We start from the raw sequence: 23063 nt of genomic DNA, 5'->3' as shown, positions 1-23063 counted from the left end.
ATCTCCGACCATCACCTTTATGGTGCCTGCCGGTGTGGAGTGTTGCGAGAGCGACACGCCCGAGCGCGGGGGTCGGTCAAGCGGTACGAGAGAGAGAGTCAGACGACGCATGGCGGGACAGAAGATCCGCATCCGGCTCAAGTCCTACGACCACGAGGTCATCGACAGTTCGGCGCGCAAAATCGTCGACACGGTGACCCGCGCTGGTGCGACGGTCGTGGGCCCGGTGCCGCTGCCAACCGAGAAGAACGTGTTCGTTGTCATCCGTTCACCGCACAAGTACAAGGACAGCCGCGAGCAGTTCGAGATGCGGACCCACAAGCGGTTGATCGACATCGTGGACCCGACGCCCAAGGCTGTGGACTCGCTGATGCGCCTGGACCTGCCTGCGGACGTCAACATCGAGATCAAGCTCTGAGGACGCACCCATGACTTCACTTCCCCAGGCTTCCGAGCGCGCCGTCAAGGCGGTGCTCGGCACCAAACTCGGCATGACGCAGGTGTGGGACGACGAAGGTCGTCTGCACCCGGTCACCGTGGTGCGGGTGGACACCAACGTGGTGACCCAGGTCCGCACCCCGGAGCGGGACGGGTACTCAGCGGTTCAGATCGGCTTCGGCCAGATCGACCCGCGCAAGGTGACCCAGCCGCTGCGCGTGCGTGCCGAGAAGTCCGACCTGACGCCTCGTCGCCACGCCGCCGAGTTCCGCACCTCCGACGCCGCTGAGTACATCGTCGGGCAGGAACTGACCGCGGAGACCTTCGAGACCGGCCAGTTGGTCGACGTCGTGGGCACCACCAAGGGCAAGGGCACGGCCGGTGTGATGAAGCGGCACGGCTTCGCCGGTGCGACGGCCTCCCACGGTGCGCACCGCAACCACCGCAAGGCCGGCTCGATCGGTGGCGCCGCCACCCCGGGCCGGGTCTTCAAGGGCTTGCGTATGGCCGGGCGGATGGGCCACGAGCGCCAGACCACACAGAACCTGACCGTCCAGGCCGTGGATGCCGACAAGGGCTTGCTGCTGATCACCGGCGCGGTTCCCGGCCCCAAGGGCGGCCTGGTCATGGTCCGTACCGCTGCGAAGGGTGCGTGAACGCCTTGACTACCCGAACTGCTTCCCGAACGGTGGACGTGCTGGACGCCACCGGCAAGGCAACCGGCTCCGCCGAACTGCCCGCCGCCATCTTCGATGCGGCTGCCAACGTCCCGCTGATCCACCAGGTCGTGGTGGCCCAACTGGCCGCAGCCCGCCAGGGCACCCACGCCACCAAGTCCCGCGCCGACGTGCGCGGCGGTGGTCGTAAGCCCTGGCGTCAGAAGGGAACCGGCCGCGCCCGGCAGGGCTCGATCCGGTCCCCGCAATTCACCGGTGGTGGCATCGTGCACGGCCCGGTGCCGCGTGACTACAGCCAGCGCACCCCGAAGAAGATGAAGGCCGCCGCCCTGCGCGGGGCCCTGTCGGACCGGGCCCGCGGGGGTCGTGTGCACGTGGTGAGCGCCTTCGCCGAGACCGATGTGCCCTCAACCAGCACCGCGGTGAGCCTGCTGAACCAGGTGGCCCCCAGCCGGCACGTGCTGGTTGTTCTGGCCCGCGGGGACGACCTGACCTGGAAGTCGCTGCGGAATGCACCCACTGTGCACCTGATCCACCCCGATCAGCTCAACACCTACGACGTCCTGGTCTCCGATGACGTGGTCTTCACCACCGAGGCACTGGAGGCCTTCGTCTCCGGCCGGGCCCCCGGCGCCGGCTCGACGGATACCACTGAGGAGGACCAGTGAGCACGCCGACCATGAACAAGGACCCCCGGGACGTGATCCTGGCCCCGGTGGTCTCGGAGAAGAGTTACAACCTGCTCGATGAGGGCAAGTACACCTTCCTCGTCGACCCGCGTGCGAACAAGACCGAGATCAAGGTCGCGATCGAGAAGATCTTCGACGTCAAGGTCGACAGCGTCAACACCGCGAACCGACTGGGCAAGACCCGCCGGACCCGGTTCGGGATGGGTAAGCGTAAGGACACCAAGCGCGCGATCGTGACGCTGCGCGAGGGCACCATCGACATCTTCGGCGGCGCGGTCTGAGAAGGCCGGCAGCCAGTAAGAGATTGAGGACGACACTTCATGGCCATCCGTAAGTACAAGCCGACGACACCGGGCCGACGCGGCTCCTCCGTCGCCGACTTCGTCGAGGTCACCCGAACCACGCCGGAGAAGTCGCTGGTCCGACCGCTGAGCAAGAGCGGTGGGCGCAACTCCTCCGGGCGGATCACCGCCCGGCACATCGGCGGCGGTCACAAGCGGGCCTACCGCGTGATCGACTTCCGTCGCAACGACAAGGACGGCGTGCCCGCGAAGGTCGCACACATCGAGTACGACCCGAACCGGACCGCACGCATCGCGCTGCTGCACTACGCAGACGGGGCCAAGCGCTACATCGTGGCGCCGGTCAAGCTCAAGCAGGGCGACATGGTCGAGTCCGGTCCCGGTTCGGACATCAAGCCCGGCAACAACCTGCCGCTGCGGAACATCCCGGTCGGTACCGTGATCCACGCGGTCGAACTCAAGCCCGGTGGGGGCGCCAAGATCGCCCGCTCGGCCGGATCCTCGGTGCAGTTGGTGGCCCGTGAGGGCGGCAACGCCCAGTTGCGGATGCCGTCCGGGGAGATCCGCAACGTGGACGTCCGCTGCCGCGCCACCGTTGGTGAGGTCGGCAACGCCGAACAGGCCAACATCAGTTGGGGCAAGGCCGGTCGGATGCGGTGGAAGGGTAAGCGTCCCACCGTGCGCGGCGTGGCGATGAACCCGGTGGACCACCCCCACGGTGGTGGTGAGGGCAAGACCTCCGGTGGTCGCCACCCGGTCAGTCCCTGGGGCCAGAAAGAGGGCCGAACCCGCCGTCCGAACAAGCCGAGCGACAGCCAGATCGTGCGCCGTCGTCGCACTGGCAAGAAGCGCTGATAGGGAGCCACGATCATGCCTCGTAGTCTGAAGAAGGGCCCGTTCGTCGACGACCACCTGCAGAAGAAGGTGGACGCACAGAACGAGGCCAACACGAAGAACGTCATCAAGACCTGGTCCCGTCGGTCGGTCATCACCCCCGACTTCCTTGGCCACACCTTCGCGGTGCACGACGGTCGCAAGCACGTCCCGGTGTTCGTCACCGAGTCGATGGTCGGCCACAAGCTGGGCGAGTTCGCCCCGACCCGTACCTACCGAGGGCACGACAAGGACGACCGTAGGGCGCGGCGTCGCTGAGAGGCGCGCCCGAGGACACTGAACACTTGTGATCGAGAAAGCAGGACTAACGATGGAAGCCAAGGCGCAGGCGCGATACGTGCGCGTCACGCCCCAGAAGGCTCGGCGGGTCGTGGACATCATCCGCGGCAAGCAGACCGATGAGGCCCTCGACGTTCTTCGCTTTGCCCCGCAGGCAGTGGCGCAGGACGTGCGCAAGATCGTGGAGAGCGCGATCGCCAACGCCCGCGTCAAGGCGGATGAGCAGTCGGTGGCGTTCAACGCCGGCGACCTGGTCATCTCCCAGGCGTACGTGGATGAGGGCCCGACCCTCAAGCGCTTCCGCCCCCGCGCGCAGGGGCGAGCGAACCGCATCCTCAAGCGCACCAGCCACATCACCGTGATCGTGGCCGATGAGCGTCAGATCAAGGGAGGGCCTCGCTGATGGGCCAGAAGGTACACCCCACCGGATTCCGCCTGGGCATCACCACCGACCACCGGTCGCGCTGGTTCGCTGACTCCACCACCAAGGGCCAGCGCTACCGCGACTACGTGAACGAGGATGTCCAGATCCGCAAGTTGATGGCCTCCGGGCTGGAGCGCGCCGGGATCTCCAAGGTCGACATCGTCCGTACTCGCGACCGGGTGCAGGTGGACCTGCACACCGCTCGCCCGGGCATCGTGATCGGGCGCCGTGGCGCCGAGGCCGACCGCCTGCGCGGTGAGTTGGAGAAGCTCACCGGCAAGCAGGTGCAGTTGAACATCCTCGAGGTCAAGAACCCCGAGATCGACGCCCAGCTCGTGGCCCAGGGTATCGCCGAGCAACTCGCCTCGCGCGTGTCCTTCCGTCGTGCGATGCGCAAGGGCATGCAGTCCGCTCAGCGGGCCGGCGCCAAGGGCATCCGGGTGCAGGTTTCCGGTCGGCTCGGTGGCGCCGAGATGAGCCGGAGCGAGTTCTACCGCGAGGGCCGGGTGCCCCTGCACACGCTGCGCGCGTTCGTGGACTTCGGCTTCTTCGAGGCCCGCACCACGTTCGGTCGTATCGGCGTGAAGGTGTGGATCTACAAGGGCGACCAGACCGAGAAGGAGTTCGCCGCCGCGCAGGCCTCGGCGGCGCCCGCGCGTGGACGCGGCCGTGACCGTGACCGTGGCGAGCGCGGGGGCCGTGGCCGCCGTCCTCGTGAGGGCGCACCGGCATCCCAGCCCGCGCCCGGATCGCAGCCCAGCGAGACTGCGGGCGCTCCCGCCACCGGCCAGGCGGCACCGGCCGCCACCGAGACAGCCACTGAGACGGAGGCCTGAGCCATGCTCATCCCCCGGCGCACCAAGCACCGTAAACAGCACCACCCCAAGCGCTCCGGCGTGGCCAAGGGTGGCACCTCGATCGCATTCGGTGATTACGGCATCCAGGCCCTGGAGCCTGCGTACGTGACCAACCGTCAGATCGAGGCCGCCCGTATCGCCATGACCCGGCACATCAAGCGTGGCGGAAAGGTGTGGATCAACATCTTCCCCGACCGGCCGCTGACCAAGAAGCCTGCCGAGACCCGCATGGGTTCCGGTAAGGGTTCCCCGGAGTGGTGGGTCGCAAACGTCAAGCCCGGACGCGTGCTCTTCGAGCTCGCCGGTGTTGACGAGGACCTTGCTCGCGAGGCGCTCCGCCGCGCGCAGCACAAGCTCCCGATGAAGACGCGGTTCCTGAGCCGCGAGGGTGGTGACGTCTGATGGCGATCGGTTCCAAGGACCTGATGCCCGATCAGCTCGACGGCATGGACTCCGAGATCCTGCTGGGTGAGCTCAAGAAGGCCAAGCAGGAATTGTTCAACCTCCGCTTCTCCTCTGCCACCGGGCAGCTGGAGGACCACGGACGGCTGAAGACCGTGCGGCGCGACATCGCCCGCATCTACACGATCCTGCGGGAGCGCGAACTGGGAATCCGGACCGCGCCGACCGCTGACGCGAAGTGAACGAAGAGGCGACGATGAGCGAAGTCACAGAGACCGGGACGCCACAGGCGCCGGCAGAGGACGCAGCCACCCCGCGCGGGTACCGCAAGACCCGTCGCGGGTACGTGGTCAGCGACAAGATGGACAAGACCGTGGTGGTCGAGGTGGAGGACCGGGTCAAGCACCCGCTGTACGGCAAGGTCATCCGTCGCTCCACCCGGGTCAAGGCGCACGACGAGGCGAACGAGGCCGGCGTCGGTGACCTGATCCGAATCATGGAGACCCGGCCGCTGTCCGCCACCAAGCGCTGGCGGATCGTGTCCATCGTCGAGAAGGCCAAGTGACCATCAGGGATTGATCCCGCTAAGTCCACCAATCCGTTCGGCCAGGCTCGAGGAGTAGTCGAGAACCGGCACGACGACAGGAGTAGAACGAATGATCCAGCAGGAGTCGCGGCTCAAGGTCGCCGACAACACCGGGGCCAAGGAGATCTTGTGCATCCGGGTGGTCGGTGGTTCCGGGCGTCGCTACGCCGGCATCGGCGACGTCATCGTCGCCACCGTGAAGGACGCGATCCCCGGCGGCAACGTCAAGAGGGGCGAGGTCGTCAAAGCGGTTGTGGTGCGTACCCGGAAGGAGCGCCGCCGTAACGACGGTTCCTACATCCGCTTCGACGAGAACGCCGCTGTCATCCTGCGGGCCGACGGCGAGCCGCGCGGAACCCGAATCTTCGGCCCGGTAGGCCGTGAGTTGCGGGACAAGCGGTTCATGCGCATCGTCTCGCTCGCCCCGGAGGTGCTGTAAGCAATGGCAAAGATCAAGAAGGGCGACCTCGTCGTCGTCATCTCAGGACGGGACAAGGGTCAGACCGGCCGGGTACTGGAAGTCCAGGCCGAGACCGGACGCCTGGTGGTCGAGGGTGTGCAGCGCGTGAAGCGTCACTCCAAGGTCACCGAGGCGGGCCGCGGCGGTTCGACCACCGGCGGTATCGAGACCATCGAGGCGCCGATCCACATCAGCAACGTGATGCTGGTCGACCCGGAGACCAAGAAGGGCACCCGGGTCGGCTATCGCAGCGAGCAAGTCGAGCGCGACGGCCGCACGCGCACCGCCCGGGTCCGCGTCGCCAAGCGTTCCGGTAAGGACATCTCATGAGCACCAGTACCGACTCCGCCACCCAGAGCGCAGCCGTGCTGCCGCGGTTGAAGAGCAAGTACCGCCAGGAGATCCTGAGCGAACTGCAGACCGAGTTCGGTTACGGCAACATCAACCAGGTGCCCGGTCTGGTCAAGATCGTGGTGAACATGGGCGTGGGGGACGCGGCCCGCGACTCCAAGGTGATCGAGGGCGCGATCAGCGACCTCACCCAGATCACCGGGCAGAAGCCCCGTGTGAACCGGGCCCGCAAGTCCATCGCCCAGTTCAAGCTCCGCGAGGGCCAGGCCATCGGCGCCAGTGTCACGCTGCGCGGTGACCGGATGTGGGAGTTCCTGGACCGGTTGCTGACGCTGGCCCTGCCCCGGATCCGCGACTTCCGCGGGCTGCCGCCCAAGCAGTTCGACGGGCACGGCAACTACACCTTCGGGCTGAACGAACAGTCGGTCTTCCTGGAGATCGACCCCGACAAGATCGACCGGGTCCGCGGCATGGACATCACGGTTGTGACCACCGCCGACACCGACGACGAGGGACACTCGCTGTTGCGTCGTCTCGGCTTCCCGTTCAAGGAGAACTGACGTGGCCAAGACTGCACTGATCAACAAGGCCAATCGCAAGCCCAAGTACGGCGTGCGCGCCTACACCCGATGCACCAAGTGCGGCCGTCCGCGCTCGGTGTACCGCAAGTTCGGCCTGTGCCGTATCTGCCTGCGGGAGATGGCCCTGAAGGGCCAGCTCCCCGGCGTGACCAAGAGCAGCTGGTAAGACGACTACGTCGAAGGTCCGGGTAGGAAACCACGACGAGGAAGGGCGCAGAGCCCATGACTATGACAGACCCCATCGCCGACATGTTGACGCGGTTGCGCAACGCCAACTCGGCGTACCACGAGTCGGCTGCGATGCCGTACTCCAAACTCAAGGCCCACATCGCCGAGATCTTGCAGGCGGAGGGTTACATCAGTGACTGGAGCGTCGAGGACGCCGAGGTCGGCAAGACCCTCACCCTGAACTTGAAGTTCGGGCCGAACCGGGAGCGCTCGCTCGCCGGTGTGCGGCGCGTGTCCAAGCCGGGTCTGCGGGTGTACGCGAAGTCCAACAACCTGCCCAAGGTGCTCGGCGGCCTGGGCGTGGCGATCCTGTCCACGTCCTCGGGTCTGCTCACCGACAAGCAGGCCGAGAAGAAGGGCGTGGGTGGGGAAGTCCTCGCCTACGTCTGGTGACGGGAGGGATCGGAACATGTCACGCATCGGAAAGGTCCCAGTAGCCGTGCCCGGCGGCGTCGATGTCAGCATCGACGGCGCTGCGGTCACCGTCAAGGGCCCCAAGGGCACCCTGAACCACACCGTGCCGGACCCGATCACGGTGGTCCGGGACGACGACGGCGCCCTGGTGGTGTCCCGTCCGGACGAGGAGCGGGAGTCCCGTGCCCTGCACGGCCTGACCCGGACCCTGCTGGCCAACCTGGTCCAGGGGGTCACGCAGGGGTACGAGAAGAGGTTGGAGATCGTCGGTACCGGTTACCGCGTCGTGGCCAAGGGCTCCACCCTGGAGTTCGCGCTCGGCTTCTCCCACCCCATCACGGTCACCGCCCCCGAGGGCATCACGTTCACGGTGGAATCGCCCACCAAGTTCTCCGTCTCCGGCATCGACAAGCAACAGGTCGGTGAGGTCGCCGCGAACATTCGTAAGCTGCGCAAGCCCGAGCCCTACAAGGGCAAGGGTGTGCGGTACGAGGGCGAGCAGGTCCGCCGCAAGGTCGGAAAGGCTGGTAAGTAAGCCATGGCTGTCTCCATCAAGGGAACCGGGAAGCGGAACGCCCGCGCCCGCCGGCACCTGCGGGTGCGCAAGCGCATCAGTGGCACGCCGCAGCGTCCCCGCCTGGTGGTCAACCGCTCGGCGCGCCACATGGTGGCCCAGTTGGTCGACGACACCACCGGCACCACGCTGGCCTCGGCTTCCACCCTGGAAGCCGACCTGCGCGCCGCGGACGGGGTCAAGACCGACAAGGCCCGCAAGGTCGGCGAACTGATCGCCGAGCGCGCCAAGTCCGCCGGCGTCGAGACCGCGGTGTTCGATCGCGGCGGTAACCGCTACCACGGCCGTGTGGCCGCGCTCGCGGAGGGCGCACGTGAAGGAGGTCTGTCCCTGTGACCGACCGAATCCGCACCGACAAGCAAAGGAATCGATGATGGCTGCACCGCAGCGCAGTAGGAACGAGCGCAGTAGCAGTGGGAGCGCCGACAACCGATCCGAGCGCACTGACTCCCGTGGCGCCGACTCCCGCAGCGGGGGTCGGCGCGACCGCCGCGGTGGCGATGGCCGCCGTGGTGGGAACGAGGAGAAGAACTACGTCGAGCGCGTCGTGACCATCAACCGCGTGTCCAAGGTCGTCAAGGGTGGCCGCCGGTTCAGCTTCACCGCACTGGTCGTCGTCGGCGACGGCGACGGCACCGTGGGTGTGGGCTACGGCAAGGCCAAGGAAGTGCCTGCGGCGATCGCCAAGGGCGTGGACGAGGCGAAGAAGAACTTCTTCCCCGTGCCCCGGATCAAGAACACCATCCCGCACAAGGTGCAGGGTGAGGACGCCGCCGGTGTGGTGCTGCTGCGCCCGGCGTCCCCGGGTACCGGAGTCATCGCCGGTGGCCCGGTCCGCGCCGTGCTGGACTGCGCCGGGATCCACGACGTGCTGTCCAAGTCCCTGGGCTCGACCAACGCGATCAACATCGTGCACGCCACGGTGGCGGCGCTGAAGTCCCTGGAGCAGCCCGAGGCTGTCGCGGCACGCCGTGGCCTGCCCCTGGACCACGTCGCGCCGGCCGCATTGCTGCGCGCCCAGGCCGAGGGCCGTGGGCAGAACGCCGATGATGCGGCCTCGGGTGAAGGTTCGACCGACGCCTCCGCGAGCGTGGCGTCATGAGTGAACTGAAGGTCACCCAGAAGAAGTCCGCGATCGGCGGGCGACAGAGCCAGCGCGACACGCTGCGGAGCCTGGGCCTCAAGCACATCGGTGACACGGTGGTGCAGGAGGATCGTCCGGAGATCCGCGGCATGGTCGACAAGGTGGCCCACCTGGTCACCGTTGAGGAGGTCGAGTAAGCCATGGCCGAGAAGAACGACAAGCAGGCGGGCGAGTCCACCGAGTCGGCGGCGCCGGCGCTGAAGGTGCATCACCTGCGTCCCGCACCCGGCGCCAGGACCCGCAAGCAGCGGGTGGGACGTGGGGACGGCTCCGGTCGCGGCACCACCGCCGGCCGTGGCACCAAGGGCACCAAGGCCCGTAACCAGGTTCCGGCGCGGTTCGAGGGTGGGCAGACCCCGCTGCACATGCGCCTGCCGAAACTGCGCGGGTTCAACAACCCGTTCAAGACCGAGTACCAGGTGGTCAACCTCGACCGGTTGTCCGCCCTGTACCCCGACGGCGGCACAGTGACCGTGGAGGACCTGGTGGCCAAGGGCGCCGTGCGCGGCGGTCACCCGGTCAAGCTCCTCGGTTCGGGCGAGATCAGCGTCAAGATCGCCATCACCGTGGACGCGGCCTCGGCCTCGGCCAAGGAGAAGATCGAGGCGGCCGGCGGCAGCGTCGAGCAGGCTTGAGACGATGCGTGAAGGCGGCGGCATCGGGAGTCATATCCCGAGCCGCCGCGTTCGGCGTCCCGAGGCCCGCTGCCGACCCGGCCAACCCATCATTGCCGATGCGTGATGCCCGGTAGGGTCGTAGTGGAGCACACCGCCACGCCCGGACCGGGCCGTGCGCGGCCGATGTAGCAGGAGGACCATTGCTCAGCCCATTCGTGCGGGCGTTCCGCACACCCGATCTGCGGCGGAAGTTGCTGTTCACGCTGTGGATCATGGCGCTCTTCCGCCTTGGTTCCTTCATCCCCACCCCGGGGGTCGATTACGGCAACGTGCAGGTCTGCATCGCCGGTCAACCCACCGAGGGCGGGGACGTGCTGGGGCTGATCAACCTGTTCAGCGGGGGCGCCCTGCTGCAGTTGAGCGTGTTCGCGCTGGGGATCATGCCCTACATCACCGCGAGCATCATCGTGCAACTGCTGCGGGTCGTGATCCCGCGGTTCGAGGAACTGCACAAGGAGGGACAGTCGGGCACGGCGGTGCTGACCCAGTACACCCGCTACCTGACCATCTTCCTGGCCGTGCTGCAGGCCACCACGATCATCACCGTGGCCCGCACCGGGAACCTGTTCCCGGGCTGTGAGGTCCCGATCATCCCGGACGACAACTGGTCCACCCTGGTCCTGATGATCCTGACCATGACCGCCGGGACCGGGCTGATCATGTGGCTGGGTGAACTGGTCACCGAGCGCGGCGTCGGCAACGGCATGTCCCTGCTGATCTTCACCTCCATCGCGGCCAGCTTCCCCAGTGCGGTCCAGCAGATCGCGGCCGCCGAGGACGGCGTGCTGAACGTGGTGCTGTTCCTGCTGATCTGTGCGGTGGTGATCGTGCTGATCGTGTTCGTGGAGCAGTCCCAGCGCCGGATCCCGGTGCAGTACGCCAAGCGGATGGTGGGCCGCCGGATGTACGGCGGTTCCTCCACCTACATCCCGATCAAGATCAACATGTCCGGTGTGATCCCGGTGATCTTCGCGTCCTCGCTGCTGGCGCTGCCGACGCTGGCGGTGCAGTTCGCCGAGGACCAGACCACCGGCTGGGTGCAGTGGGTCCTCGAGAACCTGCAGGACCCGGCGGCGAACATCCAAATCGCCATCTACACCCTGCTCATCATCTTCTTCGCGTTCTTCTACACCTCGATCACGTTCAACCCCGACGACGTGGCGGACAACATGAAGCGTTACGGTGGCTTCATCCCGGGGATCCGCGCCGGCCGGCCCACCGCGGAATACCTGCGGTACGTGATCACCAGGATCACCACGGTCGGCGCGATCTACCTGGCCATCGTGGCGCTGATCCCCACCATCGCGTTCAAACTGATGGGTGTCAGTTCCAACATCCCCTTCGGTGGGGTCTCACTTCTGATCCTGGTCAGCGTCGGCCTCGACACGGTCAAGAAGATCGACGCACAACTGCAGCAGCGTCACTACGAAGGGTTCCTGCGATGAGCAAGTGCATCATCCTGCTCGGCCCGCCCGGAGCGGGCAAGGGCACCCAGGCGGCCCGCCTGGCGGAGCAACTCAACATCCCGGCCGTCTCCACCGGAGACATCTTCCGGGCCAACGTGGCCGAGCGCACCGAACTCGGCCAGCGCGCCCAGCGGTACATGGACGCCGGTGAGTACGTACCCGATGAGGTCACCAACGCGATGGTGGCCGACCGCCTGGCCCAGCCCGACGCCGCCGAGGGCTTCCTCCTGGACGGCTACCCGCGCACCGGTGTGCAGGTGGCCGAACTCGACCGGATGCTCACCGAGGCGGGCAAGAGCCTGGATGCGGTGGTCGAACTGACTGCGGGCACCGATGAGGTGATCGCCCGGCTGCTGGGCCGTGCCGCCGAGCAGGGCCGTAGCGACGACACCGAGGACGTGATCCGGCGCCGGATGCAGGTCTACGCCGAGCAGACCGCGCCGCTGACCACCGTCTACGAAGAGCGTGGGTTGCTGGTGCAGGTGGACGGTCTGGGTGCTGTCGATGAGGTGACCGAGCGGATCCTGGCGGCATTGAACCCGCGGCTGGGCCAGGCCGCCGGCCACGACGCCGCCGGCCCCCGGGAGTAGGCGCCAGGGGGTTGTTCTCGAACATCGAGTACAAGACCACTGATCAGATCCGTCGGATGCGCAAGGCGGGCCTGGTGGTGGCCGAGATCCACGCGGCGATCCGCGCGGCGGCGGTGCCCGGAGTGCGCACCGCCGATTTGGACGCAGTCGCTGCCGGAGTGCTCGAGCGCGCCGGTGCCGTCTCGAACTTCCTCGGCTACCACGGCTACCCCGCGCATGTGTGCCTGTCGGTCAACGATGAGGTGGTGCACGGCATTCCCGGGCAGCGGGTCCTGGAAGCAGGCGACGTGCTCTCGGCCGACTGTGGTGCCGTGGTGGAGGGCTGGCACGGCGACGCCGCGTTCACCGTCGTGGTGGGAGCCGGCGACGACGACCCCGGAGATCCGGGTGACCACCTGCTGAGCGAGGTGACGCAATCGGCTATGTGGGCCGGGATCGCCGCGCTTGCCAAGGGGCAGCGCCTGGGCGTGGTCGGCGACGCGATCCAGGACGAGATCGAGCGCGTCGCGGCCCGGGAGGACACGACGCTGGGCATCGTGGCCGAGTACGTGGGCCACGGCATCGGGTCGGCGATGCACCAGCCTCCCGACGTGCTGAACATCCGCTCCGCCCACCGGGGACCCAAGGTCCGCGCCGGTCTGTGCGTGGCGATCGAACCGATGATCACCCGTGGCGGCGCCGAGACGAAGGTGCTGGCCGATGACTGGACCGTGGTCACCACCGACGGGTCCCGCGCCGCCCACTGGGAACACACCGTCGCGGTGCACGACGGCGGGATCTGGGTGCTGACCGCACCCGATGGCGGAGCAGCCGAACTGGCCGCCCGCGGCGTAGCCGCCGCGCCACTGGACTGACACTCATGCTGACCGCCCCCTCGCTGAGCGGGGCGGGTTGACCCACCCCGCCCACGTCGTCGGGCATGCCCCTGGTCGGGTTGGACGGGCCGGACTTCCCCCGTCCACGTCGTCGGGCATGCATTACGGGTGACCCGCGCGGGCTGAACGTACCCGAGCGACGTAATCGGACCCGCCCGTGCGACGTCCCCGCACCGGCCCGCGGCCGGGCGCCTCCGTCCCTGGCCCGCCACATCGAGGACGGCCGGTACCCGGCGCACTGACGGTGCGGGTGAGCCGGGGGTGAGGCGGGTTCACCCGCCGGTTGCGCGGAGATTCGCGCCGCCGTCGACCCGTGCTCGGGGCCCGTTGACGCTTCTGATCACCCCGAGTCCACAACCCGCTCGTCCTGCGGCGACGTCGGAGCCTCGCGCGGCTCACCCGGCGTCCGGCCGGAATCATCCGGTCCCGTCCTGGAACCCCGGTGCCGATGAGAGTTGACTCAACAGTGTTCGGGGGAGCGCCCACTCGGTATCGGATCCGGGGCAACTAGGGCCCTCCAGAGGGAATCGGAGGGATCGCGATGGTCGTGTCGACGCGCCGGTCCCCTTGCACCTCCGGCCTCCGGACCCCACCTGCCGGTATGAGTTCATGAGCGTCTACTCGGCGGTTCTGGATCGTTTCGACCTGGTCAACCGGCGCACCGGATGGCTGCGGGAGACGCTGCGGCCACACGCCTCGGTGCTCACCATCGGGATGGCCGCGGTGGACCTGATGGCCGTCTCGATCGCTGTCGCCGTCGTCACCGTGCTCACGTACTCCCCGTTGCACGCCCTGGCTGCCGGAACCTGCGCCGGCGCGGTGATCACCGTTGTGGTCGCACTGCGCGGAGGGTATCGGCGCCACCACTGGGGCCTGGCCCGCCAGGACCTGCGGGCACTGCTCAACGGGATCCTCGTGGCAGCGGCCGTCGCGATGGGGCTGGCCTACTTCGGTGTGGTGGAGATCCCGCAACCACTGCTCCTGTACTCAGTGAGCGTCAGCGTCGCAATGGCGGCACTGATGCGCGGGGTGCACCAGTTGCTGATCCGACGCCTGCGCCGCGACGGCGATCTGGACCGCCGGGTGCTCATGATCGGGGCAACCGACTCCTTCGGTGGGCTCGCTGGTCTGATGCGCGAACACGGCGGGCAGGGCGTGACCATCCTGGGCCGGTGCCGGCCCGGGGGCGCACCGGGCCAGGACGACGACGTGCTCGGCGGCGTGACCGAGGCACCCGGACTGGTGCGGCAGCTCGGTGCGGACACGGTGCTGGTGGCCGCGGACGCCCTCACCGCGGAGGAACTGCGGCAGTTGAGCTGGCGGCTCGAACCGCTCGGTGTGAACCTTCTCATCGCGCCGGACGTCGCCGAGGTCGCCTCACACCGCACCGAACTGGTCTCGGTCAAGGGCACCCCGATGGTCCGGATCGCGCTCGGCCCCTCCCGGGTCACGATGCTGCTGAAGGCGGCGATAGACCGCTGCCTGGGCCTGATGCTGACCGTGCTGGCGATGGCCGTCCTGGTCCCGGCGATGCTGGCAGTCAAGGTGACCAGTCCCGGCGCGGTGTTCTTCCGTCAGACCCGGGTCGGTGAGGACGGAGTGCCCTTCACGATGCTGAAGTTGCGCACCATGTACCTCGACGCCGAAGAGCGTCTGGCCCAACTGGTCCAGCAGAGCGATGGCAACGGCGTGCTGTTCAAGATGCGCGAGGATCCCCGGGTCACACCCGTGGGCAGGATCCTGCGTCGCTTCTCCATCGATGAGTTGCCCCAGTTGTGGAACGTGGTGCGGGGTGACATGTCCCTGGTGGGGCCGCGTCCGCCGCTGCCGCGCGAGGTCGCCGAGTACGATGACCGCGCCTACCACCGGCTGCTGGCCAAGCCCGGGCTGACCGGACTGTGGCAGGTCTCGGGGCGCTCCGATCTTGATTGGGACGAGTCGGTCCGACTGGACCTTCGGTACGTGGACAACCGCAGTGTGCGGGCCGACCTGAAGATCCTCGCCCGCACCGCGGGCGCGGTGGTCGGGGGTCGAGGTGCGTACTGACATCACAAACTGCCGTGCGCTCGCGCCGGCTGGAGGAGGTGCGCCCTCGGACCCCCGACGGGGGCGTACCTCCGCTTGTCGGCACGAGCGGGCGGGTCAGACGAACAAACGTCAGTTCCGTCGCTTCCGCCCCGTTCGCGCCGGCTGGAGGGAGTGCGCTCCCGGACCCCCGTCGGGGGCGCACTTCCTCCTGCCGGCTCGAACGACGCCGAGCCACGTTCGCCCATTCCCCGCCAGACCAGCGCATGGCGCCAGGCGTACCGCGGCGACCATGCAGCTGAGGTAGTCGTCGTGTTCGGGGGCGATGACATGTGCGGCAACCACGTGCACCACGTGGCCATGCCACGGCAATCGCCCGCACGAGCGGGTGGACCCAGGGCGCTGCTGGTCGTTGCCTCGCTGCCATGTGCCGGGGCGTCACGGACGAGTTCGTCAACACTGAAGGGGTGTGCCCGATGAGTGTGCCGGTGGCCCTCGCCCATGATTACGCCACCCAGCGCGGCGGAGCCGAGCGGGTGGCATTGTGGCTCGCTCAGGCATTTCCGGATGCTCCGATGTACACCACGCTGTACGACCCAGAGGGGACCTTCCCGGAGTTCGGCGCGCTGGATTTGCGAACCACCGGATTGAACAGGATCGGAGTCCTTCGCCGGCACCACCGCCTGGCGTTGCCGCTGCTGGCGCCGGCTGTCTCCGCGCAACGCGTGCGGGCCGACGTCCTGCTGACCAGTTCCACCGGCTGGGCGCACGGCTACCGTGGTGCGGAGCGCACCGTCGTCTACTGCCACGCCCCCGCCCGTTGGCTCTATCAGCGCTCCCGCTACCTCAGCGGTCGGGACGGAGCAGGCCTGGCCAACCGCGCCCGCCGGGTCCTGGCGAGCGGAGCGCTGACCGCGCTTACGCCGGCACTGCGCGGGTGGGACCGCAGGGCCGCGGACCGGGCCGACGTGTATCTGGCGAACTCCACCGTCACCGCCCGAGCGATCCGCGAGGCCTACGGGATCGAAGCAGAGGTGCTGCCACCTCCACCGGCAATGCTGCCCGGCGGCGAGGTGCAGCCGGTGGCGGATCTGGACCCGGGCTTCCTGTTATGTGTCGCGCGTCTGCTGCCGTACAAGAACGTCGACGTCCTGGTCGAGGCGATGGGATTGCTCGATGGCCAGACTCTGGTCATCGTGGGTGACGGGCCGGACCGGATGCGACTGCAGAGTATGGCCGAGCAGGTCAACGCCTCCGGTGCGGGGCGTGTGGTGCTGCTTGGCCGGGTTGCGGACGCCGAACTGCGCTGGCTCTATCAGGGCGCCGGTGCGCTGGTTGCTTCCTCCTACGAGGACTACGGGCTGTCGCCCCTGGAAGCCGGGGCATTCGGCAAGCCCTCGGTAGTTCTGGGCGACGGTGGCTACCTGGACACCGTGATCGATGGCGTCACCGGAGTATTCTTCGCCGCTCCGGAAGCCGAAAAGATTGCAGTTGCTGTGGCTGATGTCACAGCCCAAACGTGGGATACTGAGGTGATCAGAGCGCATGTCGCGGGGTTCGGGCTCGACCGGTTCATCTCCCGGCTGCGCACCGTGACGCTGGAATGCGTTGACTCTTCGGGGGCGAAGCGGCCCCGGGCAGCCTGAGGAGGCCCCGGATGACACTACGCGAGTTCGGCCGGGTTATTCGGGCTGGGTGGTACCTGGTGCTACTCGCCATGGTCGTTGCCCTGACTGGCGCCTGGTTCTACCTTGACCGTCAGATGCCGATGTTCGAGTCCGTGACAAGGCTCGAGTTGCAGGAGGACCTGGCAACTGAACTGAGCGAGGGGACCTCGGCTGGTGCGGGCTCAGAAGGTGATGTCAGCGCCAGTTTCCGCTCGAGTTCTGTGGCCGAGGCGGCCGCGACACTGCTGGACAGTTCAGCACCGCCGACGTTGCTGGCCTCGATGGTCTCCGCGGAACAGTTCGGTCCCATGGTGGACGTCACGGCTGAGGGGTTCAGCCCGGAGCAGGCGATGGAAATAGCCGATGCGTTCGCCCAGGCCTATATCGACAATCTCGCCGGGTATCGGACTGCTGAGATCGAGTATGTCGAGGAACGGCAGGAGGCGCTCTCCGAGCAACTGACCGACGTGACCGACCGTCTCAACGTCAATGAGGACGATGCCCTGGCCCTGGCAGAGCAGAACCTGATCGTGGAGGAGTACACGGCCCTGTCGGTTCGATTGAACACCCTGCAGGCGACCCCGGAGTTGGCTGTCATCACCAGTCCGGCCGAGTCCGCCGCTCCTCAGGGCATGCCCGATGTCCAGGTGATCGCCCTGGCGGGGCTCGGCGGGCTGGTGGCGGGGGTGGGCTTGGCCTTCTTGCGTCGGAGTCTCGACCAACGCCTCCGTATCGATGGCGAGGTCGCCGAACTAGCGGGCGCACCGGTGCTGGCGCACATCTACGGTCTGCGTCAGGCGACCAGGGACTTCCGTGCCACCCGCATGCTCCCGGTGACACGGCATGTGGCCACCCCGTTCACCGAGTCGATCCGGGAACTGCGCACCGCCGTCGCGGTCACCATGCCATCGGAGCAGCATCAGGTTGTGGTGGTGACCGCGGTCGACGGCCACGGTTCGCGCTCGTTCGGCGCGGCGAACCTGGCGGCATCCTTCGCCCTGAGTGGCCGCAGCACGATTGCGCTGTCCGGCGACCTGCGCCAGCCTGACTTCGATCGACTCTTCCAATCGGTCGGCGCCAGCAGCGAATCGGACCCACAGCGTAGTGAGATCGCGAATCTCTCGGTGCGAACACTGCCGCTGCAGCGACTCGACCCGGCGGACTATCTGGCCACCGACGGGGTCCGGGCGATGATCGAGGAGTTGCGCAGCGCCTGTGAGGTGCTCGTGATCGATGCACCTCCGGTACTGGCGGCGGCCGATGCGACGATTCTGGGCCAGTACGCCAGCGGTGTGGTGCTGGTGGCAACGGCGGGGAAGACCGAACGGAATGCCCTGACAGAGGCGGTGGACCGGTTGCGAACGAATCAGGTTCCGTTAGTAGGCATCGCGCTGGTCGGCGTGGCCCGGGACCGCCGGATTCTGTATGCGTCCACCTACGGCAGCGATGAACTGACGGGACGTGGCGGGAAGTTGCGCCGATTGTTCTCTCGCCGCCGTCGCAGCGAGCACCCACAGGCGGGGACGGTTGGGACCACCGAAGCCGCCGTGCAGGTCGCCGGAACCGAGCGGACCACTGTGAAGACCGCTGGGGCCGATCAGGTCGCTGCGAAAGCGCAGGCGCCGGGGCCCGGCCCGGCCGGGTCGGCCCCCCCGGCCGCGACCGCAACGAGGCCCGAGAACCCCGCGACACCGAGTAGCCCGCCCTCGGCGGCCGACGTGACAGTGCCGTCGAAGGGCGTGTCGCGACGGGAGGTTCAAAGCGGGGTGGGTAGCCCGGCCGGGCGGTCATGAGCACGGGTGCCCCCGAGGCCCCCAGTGGAGGAGACCGGCCGCTGCGGGTGCTGGTCCTGGACCATACCGCCAGCCTCGGCGGGGCAGAGTTGGCGCTGGAACGCCTGTGCAAGGTACTGGACCGCAAGGTCGTCGATCCACGGGTTCTACTGTTCGAGGACGGCCCGCTTCAACAGCGCATTCGGCGCACCGGTATCCCGGTGGGGACCGAGCCGGTGCCACCCGCGCTCGGTCAACTCGACCGGGTCAGCACCGGGCGGTTCTCCCGGTGGCCGCGGACGGCGGTGCAGGCCGCCCGCTTCACCGTCCGGTTGACCAGGCGGGTGCGGCGGCTGCGACCGGACTTGATCTACACCACCTCGCTCAAGTCCGACCTGATCGGCATCGTGGTGGCCATGCTGACCCGGCGGCCGCTGGTGTGGCACGTGCATGACCGGATCAGCCCCGACTACCTACCGGTGGTGATGGTGCGGCTGGTCCGCCTGCTCTCCCGGGTGCCCGCCGCGGTGATCGTAAACTCCCGGGCTACGGCGCGGACCCTCCCAGGGGTGCCGGTGGTCCTCGCTTACCCCGGCTTCGAGGAGGCCCAAGTCCTGGCAGCACCGCACCGGAGGTCCGACGGCCGGGTGGTGGGGATGATCGGACGGATCAGTCCGACCAAGGGTCAAGCCGAGTTCGTGGCTGCCGGCCGCCTGGTGCTCGAGGAGTATCCCGATGTGCAACTCCGGATCGTCGGCGCGCCGATGTTCGGTGCGCAGCACTACGCCGAGCAGGTGCGCCGCCATGCCGAAGACTTGGGCGACCGGATCGCGTGGCTGGACTTCACCGATGACGTCGGCCCGCAGTTGGACGCACTGGACGCCTTCGTGCACGCCTCGCCGGTTCCTGAGCCCTTCGGGCAGGTGGTCGTCGAGGCGATGATCCGGGGCGTGCCGGTGGTGGCCACCCGTGCCGGCGGTGTGCCGGAGATCCTGCGGGACGACGGTCAGACGCTCGGCGTCCTGGTAGAACCGGGGGATGTGGCGGACCTGGCCCGGGGGATCAGCGAAGTGCTGGCCGATCCCGACGCTGCGGCGAGGAGGGCGGAGCAGGCATGGGCGTCGGCCCGGGAGCGGTTCTCGGTGGACCGGACGGCCGCCACGGTCACTGCGACGTGGCGCCGTGCCGCCGCAAACGTGCGATGACCTCACCCATGAGGATCGCCTGATCCCGCCAGGTCGGGACTCCGGCGGGCGGGTCCGCGGGCGGGTCCGCGGGCGGGTGCTGACGTCCCAGGAGACGGGCGACCGCCTGCGGGAAGTGGTGGGCGTCCACTGCGGTGATCAGAGGGTCCTCGCTGTCCCGGAACACCGCGACAGGTGTGGCCACGATCGGGCGACCGACAGCGCGGTACTCATAGAACTTGATCGGATCCAGGCTGTCGGTGAACTCGTTCACGAGGTGCGGAACCAAGAGCACGTCGGCGTGCTGCAGATAGGCCGGTACCGAGCGCCACGGTCGTCCGCCGAGGACGACGACCCCGGCCTGCTCCAACCGGGATCGTTCGGCGGCGCTGATGTCCACTATCGGTCCAACCAGCACCAGCGTGGCTGATTTCCCGACCGCACGAGCCGTTCGCGTAGCCAGTGGTACATCGAAGCGGTCCGGGTGCACCGTGCCCAGGTAAAGGGCGACCGGTCCGGCCGGGAGGTCGTCTGGGCGCGGCTGGGGCCGGCGGTACCGGTCCAGATCCACAGCGTTGGTGATGAGCGTGACCGGTCGTTGCTCTCCCTTGGTCCGGGCCAGGTGCGCGGAGCATACGGTGACCTCCTCGCAACGAGCCAGCAGGATCTGCTCACTGGCGACGAGCCGCTCGTGCTCGGCGGCGTCCCGGTCGGCGGCCAGCCAGTCGTCGGTGATGTCGTACAGCGATGGCCAGGGCGTGCTCGTGATCATCGCGGAGGCAGCCGGGTCGTTGAGCCACAGCATCGGGCTGCGAAACCCTGCCCGGTGGCTGGCCCGCTGCACGGCTTTCGCGAGCCGCTGGTCAGCGTGCCGGTCAATTCTGCGCGGTAACACCTTCGTCGGTTGGAACAGCAGAACTCCGCCACCCCTCTGGTCGTCCGTGGCCCCCTGCAGCGGGCGCAACCCGGCTCCCCACCGGGGAAGTCGCCTCCGGGAGAGTTGGAACAACGGGTCGGCAGGCGGCTCCACGAAGAGCACGCGCAGGCCGGGGTCGGCACGCACCAGCTCGGCGAGCAGGTACTGGTTGCGGCGCCAGATCTCATCCCATGCCTCAAGTGAGATCACGACGAGTTCCGGGCTCGGTGAGGAACCGTGCAGGACCGACCGGTACACGTCCTCGGTGGCCCGGGACTGTGCTGCCGGGTTGAATCGCTCCCGTTGGGCCGAGCGGGCGGCGGCTGCGTATGCGTCCCGCCGCGCCGGGTCGGCCGCCAGCGCCGCCAAGGACTCACCCGCTGCGCGTGGATCCGTCGGTGGGTACAGGCCCAGCGGATCCAGGCCGGAGAGCAACTCACGATGCCCGCCGGATCCGGCCGCGACCACCGGCAGCCCGTGGACCATCGCCTCCAGCACGCTGAGGCCCAGACCTTCGATGGCGCAGGGGGCCAGCAACATGCCGGCGCTGGCCATCCGGCCGGGAACGTCGTCGAGGTGACCCAGGAACTGAACCTGCGAGGTCAGGCCGAGGTTGCTGACCATGTCCTCCAGCGCCGTCCGCTGGGAGCCGTCACCAGCGATCTGCAGTGACCACCCGGCCCGCGCAAGCCCGGAGGCAGCGAAGGCGCGTACTCCCAGATCGGTTCGTTTCTCGGCCTCCAGCCGCTGGGCGATGAGGACCACGGCTTCGCGGTCACGCGCGGGCCGAATCTCCGGTCCCGACGGGATGCCCGGATACACCACCACGCTGGCCCCGTCGACATGCTCGGCCACGTAGCCGCTGACCGATATCTGAGCACTCAGCCGCCGGCTGGCCAGGGCCGCCCGCAGTGCTTTCCCCACGCCGCTGCCCCGAGTCCTGGCGAAATGGCGCGTGGTCACCACGGGAGGGAAGTGGCGCCGGCCGACAGCGGCGAGAGTCACGGCGATCTCGGCGGCGGTCATGTGCACGTGCACGATGTCGGCACCGGGTGCTGCCCGACGTAACCGGCGCACCACCTCCAGGGTGGTCTCACCGGGCCAAAGCCGCACCGCGTGTCCGACCACCTCCGCACGCATGGACTGTTGCCGTCCTCCGATGATCGCCACATCGTGTCCGGCTCGGGCTTGAGCCCGGGCTAGTCCGGCGACGTGACGCTCCACCCCGGCGAACGCGCCGGACCGAATGGCGTGCAGCACCCTCACCGCGTCGCTGCTTTGCTCACCGCAGGTCCCTCATCAGTCGCCGGCCGGACACTCACGGGAGGCGGACGGCCGACCTCGGCTGCGCGGTCCTGCTGTGCTTGCGCGTAGGCATGCGCCCCCAGACAGACACCGACGATCAGGAACGGCACGGAGGCCTGGACGGAGACCCAGAACAGGTCGAACTGCCCCTGCACGAAGCGCATCAGCACCATCGTGAAGGCGAGGGTGCCGAAGCGGGGGTCGATACGCCAGAGCACGACCAGGCTGGCGCCGAACAGCACGAGGAAGCCGGCCAGGCCGATCACACCGGCGGAGGCGAGCATCTCGAGTTCGGCGTTCGGGGGCTGGAAACCGAACTCCGTCCGCCCCGCTGTCCAGTACCGCAGCCCCATCCCGACCCACGGGCTGCGCCGCCACACCTCGATCGCGTCGTCGTACCAGGCGAGCCGTTGGAACGCGGAGTTGAAGGGGTTGTCCTCGGTGAGTTGCTCGTGCGCCGCGCCCCCGACGTAGAAGATGGCCGGGATGATGGCCAGCAGGACCACCTTGGACCGTCTGCGCTCCGGGTCCGGCCGCAGGATGACAACGAGGATGGCCGCCGCGAGGCCGATGAGCGCCTGACGGGCCCCGGAGGCGAAGACCCCCAGCGCCAACAGCAGGAAGGTTCCCTGTGCGAGCCGGTGGGGCCAGTCCAGCCAGCGGGGATTGATATAGGTGACCAGAGCCGCGAACGCGAGGACCGTGCCGATGAAGTTCTTGTGCATGTCGAAGAGGTAGACACCGGCGTAGCCGGTCCCGAATTGTTGCCCCGCGGTGATGAGGGTCATGACCGCAATCGCGATGCACGGGAGTAGGAACAGCGTCAGCCCGAGGCGTGCGCGGCCGGCCCGCCCCACCGCCCATCCCACCACCAGGGCACCGCCGACCAAGAGCCATGCGTGGAACCACTCGACCGTGTTGGCCAGGAACGGGTTGGCGATGACCGTGAACAGGGTGGACACCTGGTAGATGCCCGAGATCCACAGCATCGAGCGCATCGGCCTGGAGAACGGCCGTGGCGCGAGGAACAGAGCGGCCCAGAAGGCTCCGAACAGCGCGAAGTCGGACACCGACAGGTCCACACCCCCGCCACCGACCCGCTGGATGATCACCGAGGCCGGCATCGCCAGGATCGGCAGGGTCGCCGGCTGACGTGCCGTCAGCCCGATCAGCAGGACCAGCGCCGCCATGCCGATCGCCATGAGTGAGTTTCCCGGCACCAGGAACCCGATCACCAGCAACAGGACAGCACCGACCCCGGTCATGACCAGCCAGCCAGTGGAACG

The 23063-nt window shown here is 68.1% G+C and carries 30 protein-coding genes; 28 read left to right on the top strand and 2 right to left on the bottom strand.

Annotated elements, in window-relative coordinates; genetic code table 11:
• Positions 1–109: 109 nt before the first annotated feature.
• The 28 genes from rpsJ to ACPL7H_RS07960 all read left to right on the top strand — a co-directional run bounded on the left by rpsJ (position 110) and on the right by ACPL7H_RS07960 (position 19577).
• Entirely contained in the window at positions 110–418 is a 309-nt protein-coding gene (gene rpsJ / locus ACPL7H_RS08095; RefSeq protein ID WP_424786306.1) for a 30S ribosomal protein S10, read from the top strand.
• Between the two features lie 10 nt (positions 419–428).
• Entirely contained in the window at positions 429–1094 is a 666-nt protein-coding gene (rplC, locus tag ACPL7H_RS08090; RefSeq protein WP_424796472.1) for a 50S ribosomal protein L3, read from the top strand.
• 5 nt (positions 1095–1099) lie between these two features.
• Entirely contained in the window at positions 1100–1783 is a 684-nt protein-coding gene (rplD, locus tag ACPL7H_RS08085) for a 50S ribosomal protein L4 (RefSeq protein WP_424796471.1), read from the top strand.
• Between the two features lie 11 nt (positions 1784–1794).
• On the top strand, positions 1795–2085 hold the full coding sequence (gene rplW, locus ACPL7H_RS08080) for a 50S ribosomal protein L23 (protein ID WP_424786650.1): 291 nt from the start codon (positions 1795–1797) through the stop codon (positions 2083–2085).
• Positions 2086–2124: 39 nt separating this feature from the next.
• A complete protein-coding gene (rplB, locus tag ACPL7H_RS08075) occupies positions 2125–2961 on the top strand; it encodes a 50S ribosomal protein L2 (protein ID WP_424796470.1) in 837 nt (278 codons plus the stop codon).
• Positions 2962–2976: 15 nt separating this feature from the next.
• Complete coding sequence (gene rpsS, locus ACPL7H_RS08070; protein ID WP_424786302.1) at positions 2977–3258, top strand: 30S ribosomal protein S19; 282 nt, start codon at positions 2977–2979, stop codon at positions 3256–3258.
• Between the two features lie 52 nt (positions 3259–3310).
• The gene (gene rplV, locus ACPL7H_RS08065) at positions 3311–3682 is read left to right on the top strand and encodes a 50S ribosomal protein L22 (protein ID WP_424786301.1); all 372 of its coding nucleotides are present in this window, start codon (positions 3311–3313) and stop codon (positions 3680–3682) included.
• On the top strand, positions 3682–4539 hold the full coding sequence (gene rpsC, locus ACPL7H_RS08060) for a 30S ribosomal protein S3 (RefSeq protein WP_424786300.1): 858 nt from the start codon (positions 3682–3684) through the stop codon (positions 4537–4539). Before rplV ends, rpsC begins: the two co-directional genes overlap by 1 nt.
• A 3-nt stretch (positions 4540–4542) precedes the next feature.
• Positions 4543–4962 (top strand): 50S ribosomal protein L16, encoded by a 420-nt coding sequence (gene rplP / locus ACPL7H_RS08055; protein ID WP_424786299.1) that lies wholly within the window; start codon positions 4543–4545, stop codon positions 4960–4962.
• On the top strand, positions 4962–5204 hold the full coding sequence (gene rpmC, locus ACPL7H_RS08050) for a 50S ribosomal protein L29 (protein ID WP_424786298.1): 243 nt from the start codon (positions 4962–4964) through the stop codon (positions 5202–5204). Before rplP ends, rpmC begins: the two co-directional genes overlap by 1 nt.
• A 14-nt stretch (positions 5205–5218) precedes the next feature.
• Positions 5219–5527 (top strand): 30S ribosomal protein S17, encoded by a 309-nt coding sequence (gene rpsQ, locus ACPL7H_RS08045; RefSeq protein WP_424796469.1) that lies wholly within the window; start codon positions 5219–5221, stop codon positions 5525–5527.
• Positions 5528–5618: 91 nt separating this feature from the next.
• Positions 5619–5987, top strand: a complete 369-nt coding sequence (rplN, locus tag ACPL7H_RS08040; RefSeq protein WP_424790410.1) for a 50S ribosomal protein L14 — start codon at positions 5619–5621, stop codon at positions 5985–5987.
• Between the two features lie 3 nt (positions 5988–5990).
• On the top strand, positions 5991–6338 hold the full coding sequence (rplX, locus tag ACPL7H_RS08035; RefSeq protein WP_424796468.1) for a 50S ribosomal protein L24: 348 nt from the start codon (positions 5991–5993) through the stop codon (positions 6336–6338).
• Entirely contained in the window at positions 6335–6919 is a 585-nt protein-coding gene (rplE, locus tag ACPL7H_RS08030; protein WP_424796467.1) for a 50S ribosomal protein L5, read from the top strand. Before rplX ends, rplE begins: the two co-directional genes overlap by 4 nt.
• 1 nt (position 6920) lies before the next feature.
• On the top strand, positions 6921–7106 hold the full coding sequence (locus ACPL7H_RS08025; protein WP_424790413.1) for a type Z 30S ribosomal protein S14: 186 nt from the start codon (positions 6921–6923) through the stop codon (positions 7104–7106).
• A 56-nt stretch (positions 7107–7162) separates the two neighbouring features.
• Complete coding sequence (rpsH, locus tag ACPL7H_RS08020) at positions 7163–7561, top strand: 30S ribosomal protein S8 (RefSeq protein ID WP_424786292.1); 399 nt, start codon at positions 7163–7165, stop codon at positions 7559–7561.
• A gap of 16 nt (positions 7562–7577) precedes the next feature.
• Positions 7578–8117, top strand: coding sequence for a 50S ribosomal protein L6 (gene rplF, locus ACPL7H_RS08015; protein ID WP_424796466.1), 540 nt, complete (start codon positions 7578–7580; stop codon positions 8115–8117).
• Positions 8118–8120: 3 nt separating this feature from the next.
• A complete protein-coding gene (gene rplR, locus ACPL7H_RS08010; RefSeq protein ID WP_424786290.1) occupies positions 8121–8492 on the top strand; it encodes a 50S ribosomal protein L18 in 372 nt (123 codons plus the stop codon).
• A gap of 37 nt (positions 8493–8529) precedes the next feature.
• Positions 8530–9258 carry a 30S ribosomal protein S5 gene (gene rpsE, locus ACPL7H_RS08005; RefSeq protein ID WP_424786289.1) on the top strand — a complete coding sequence of 243 codons (729 nt, stop codon included), beginning with the start codon at positions 8530–8532 and terminating at the stop codon, positions 9256–9258.
• Positions 9255–9437 carry a 50S ribosomal protein L30 gene (gene rpmD / locus ACPL7H_RS08000; protein WP_424786288.1) on the top strand — a complete coding sequence of 61 codons (183 nt, stop codon included), beginning with the start codon at positions 9255–9257 and terminating at the stop codon, positions 9435–9437. Before rpsE ends, rpmD begins: the two co-directional genes overlap by 4 nt.
• 3 nt (positions 9438–9440) lie before the next feature.
• Complete coding sequence (rplO, locus tag ACPL7H_RS07995; RefSeq protein ID WP_424796465.1) at positions 9441–9935, top strand: 50S ribosomal protein L15; 495 nt, start codon at positions 9441–9443, stop codon at positions 9933–9935.
• A 182-nt stretch (positions 9936–10117) separates the two neighbouring features.
• On the top strand, positions 10118–11422 hold the full coding sequence (gene secY / locus ACPL7H_RS07990; RefSeq protein WP_424796464.1) for a preprotein translocase subunit SecY: 1305 nt from the start codon (positions 10118–10120) through the stop codon (positions 11420–11422).
• A complete protein-coding gene (locus ACPL7H_RS07985) occupies positions 11419–12033 on the top strand; it encodes an adenylate kinase (protein WP_424796463.1) in 615 nt (204 codons plus the stop codon). Before secY ends, ACPL7H_RS07985 begins: the two co-directional genes overlap by 4 nt.
• 11 nt (positions 12034–12044) lie before the next feature.
• Positions 12045–12887 (top strand): type I methionyl aminopeptidase, encoded by an 843-nt coding sequence (gene map / locus ACPL7H_RS07980; RefSeq protein ID WP_424796462.1) that lies wholly within the window; start codon positions 12045–12047, stop codon positions 12885–12887.
• A gap of 630 nt (positions 12888–13517) precedes the next feature.
• Positions 13518–14954 carry a sugar transferase gene (locus tag ACPL7H_RS07975; protein ID WP_424796461.1) on the top strand — a complete coding sequence of 479 codons (1437 nt, stop codon included), beginning with the start codon at positions 13518–13520 and terminating at the stop codon, positions 14952–14954.
• Between the two features lie 455 nt (positions 14955–15409).
• Positions 15410–16579: a glycosyltransferase gene (locus ACPL7H_RS07970; RefSeq protein WP_424796460.1), complete on the top strand. Its 1170-nt coding sequence runs from the start codon at positions 15410–15412 to the stop codon at positions 16577–16579.
• Between the two features lie 11 nt (positions 16580–16590).
• Complete coding sequence (locus ACPL7H_RS07965) at positions 16591–18393, top strand: hypothetical protein (RefSeq protein WP_424796459.1); 1803 nt, start codon at positions 16591–16593, stop codon at positions 18391–18393.
• Positions 18390–19577: a glycosyltransferase family 4 protein gene (locus tag ACPL7H_RS07960; RefSeq protein ID WP_424796458.1), complete on the top strand. Its 1188-nt coding sequence runs from the start codon at positions 18390–18392 to the stop codon at positions 19575–19577. Before ACPL7H_RS07965 ends, ACPL7H_RS07960 begins: the two co-directional genes overlap by 4 nt.
• On the opposite strand, the gene ACPL7H_RS07955 is transcribed toward ACPL7H_RS07960, so the two are convergent.
• On the bottom strand, positions 19537–21738 hold the full coding sequence (locus tag ACPL7H_RS07955) for a glycosyltransferase family 4 protein (protein ID WP_424796457.1): 2202 nt from the start codon (positions 21736–21738) through the stop codon (positions 19537–19539). The genes ACPL7H_RS07960 and ACPL7H_RS07955 overlap by 41 nt on opposite strands.
• Positions 21735–23042 (bottom strand): O-antigen ligase family protein, encoded by a 1308-nt coding sequence (locus ACPL7H_RS07950; protein WP_424796456.1) that lies wholly within the window; start codon positions 23040–23042, stop codon positions 21735–21737. Before ACPL7H_RS07950 ends, ACPL7H_RS07955 begins: the two co-directional genes overlap by 4 nt.
• Between the last annotated feature and the right edge of the window lie 21 nt (positions 23043–23063).

The sequence above is a fragment of the Pseudactinotalea sp. Z1732 genome (assembly GCF_049724975.1).
In the GTDB taxonomy this organism is placed as follows: domain Bacteria; phylum Actinomycetota; class Actinomycetes; order Actinomycetales; family Beutenbergiaceae; genus CALKWS01.
This window is presented reverse-complemented; position numbering and strand designations above follow the sequence as displayed.

Excerpts from the sequence above, each read along its gene's own strand:
- rplN (WP_424790410.1), top strand. The coding sequence starts at position 5,619 with ATGATCCAGCAGGAGTCGCGGCTCAAGGTCGCCGACAACACCGGGGCC.
- ACPL7H_RS07975 (WP_424796461.1), top strand. The coding sequence starts at position 13,518 with ATGAGCGTCTACTCGGCGGTTCTGGATCGTTTCGACCTGGTCAACCGG.
- rpmC (WP_424786298.1), top strand. The coding sequence starts at position 4,962 with ATGGCGATCGGTTCCAAGGACCTGATGCCCGATCAGCTCGACGGCATG.
- ACPL7H_RS07960 (WP_424796458.1), top strand. The coding sequence starts at position 18,390 with ATGAGCACGGGTGCCCCCGAGGCCCCCAGTGGAGGAGACCGGCCGCTG.
- rplF (WP_424796466.1), top strand. The coding sequence starts at position 7,578 with ATGTCACGCATCGGAAAGGTCCCAGTAGCCGTGCCCGGCGGCGTCGAT.
- rpsJ (WP_424786306.1), top strand. The coding sequence starts at position 110 with ATGGCGGGACAGAAGATCCGCATCCGGCTCAAGTCCTACGACCACGAG.
- rpmD (WP_424786288.1), top strand. The coding sequence starts at position 9,255 with ATGAGTGAACTGAAGGTCACCCAGAAGAAGTCCGCGATCGGCGGGCGA.
- rplC (WP_424796472.1), top strand. The coding sequence starts at position 429 with ATGACTTCACTTCCCCAGGCTTCCGAGCGCGCCGTCAAGGCGGTGCTC.
- rplW (WP_424786650.1), top strand. The coding sequence starts at position 1,795 with ATGAACAAGGACCCCCGGGACGTGATCCTGGCCCCGGTGGTCTCGGAG.
- rplR (WP_424786290.1), top strand. The coding sequence starts at position 8,121 with ATGGCTGTCTCCATCAAGGGAACCGGGAAGCGGAACGCCCGCGCCCGC.
- rpsE (WP_424786289.1), top strand. The coding sequence starts at position 8,530 with ATGGCTGCACCGCAGCGCAGTAGGAACGAGCGCAGTAGCAGTGGGAGC.
- rplV (WP_424786301.1), top strand. The coding sequence starts at position 3,311 with ATGGAAGCCAAGGCGCAGGCGCGATACGTGCGCGTCACGCCCCAGAAG.
- rplP (WP_424786299.1), top strand. The coding sequence starts at position 4,543 with ATGCTCATCCCCCGGCGCACCAAGCACCGTAAACAGCACCACCCCAAG.
- rplE (WP_424796467.1), top strand. The coding sequence starts at position 6,335 with ATGAGCACCAGTACCGACTCCGCCACCCAGAGCGCAGCCGTGCTGCCG.
- ACPL7H_RS07965 (WP_424796459.1), top strand. The coding sequence starts at position 16,591 with ATGACACTACGCGAGTTCGGCCGGGTTATTCGGGCTGGGTGGTACCTG.
- ACPL7H_RS07970 (WP_424796460.1), top strand. The coding sequence starts at position 15,410 with ATGAGTGTGCCGGTGGCCCTCGCCCATGATTACGCCACCCAGCGCGGC.
- rpsS (WP_424786302.1), top strand. The coding sequence starts at position 2,977 with ATGCCTCGTAGTCTGAAGAAGGGCCCGTTCGTCGACGACCACCTGCAG.
- rpsC (WP_424786300.1), top strand. The coding sequence starts at position 3,682 with ATGGGCCAGAAGGTACACCCCACCGGATTCCGCCTGGGCATCACCACC.
- rpsQ (WP_424796469.1), top strand. The coding sequence starts at position 5,219 with ATGAGCGAAGTCACAGAGACCGGGACGCCACAGGCGCCGGCAGAGGAC.
- rplB (WP_424796470.1), top strand. The coding sequence starts at position 2,125 with ATGGCCATCCGTAAGTACAAGCCGACGACACCGGGCCGACGCGGCTCC.
- ACPL7H_RS07950 (WP_424796456.1), bottom strand. The coding sequence starts at position 23,042 with ATGACCGGGGTCGGTGCTGTCCTGTTGCTGGTGATCGGGTTCCTGGTG.
- rpsH (WP_424786292.1), top strand. The coding sequence starts at position 7,163 with ATGACTATGACAGACCCCATCGCCGACATGTTGACGCGGTTGCGCAAC.
- rplX (WP_424796468.1), top strand. The coding sequence starts at position 5,991 with ATGGCAAAGATCAAGAAGGGCGACCTCGTCGTCGTCATCTCAGGACGG.
- rplO (WP_424796465.1), top strand. The coding sequence starts at position 9,441 with ATGGCCGAGAAGAACGACAAGCAGGCGGGCGAGTCCACCGAGTCGGCG.
- ACPL7H_RS07985 (WP_424796463.1), top strand. The coding sequence starts at position 11,419 with ATGAGCAAGTGCATCATCCTGCTCGGCCCGCCCGGAGCGGGCAAGGGC.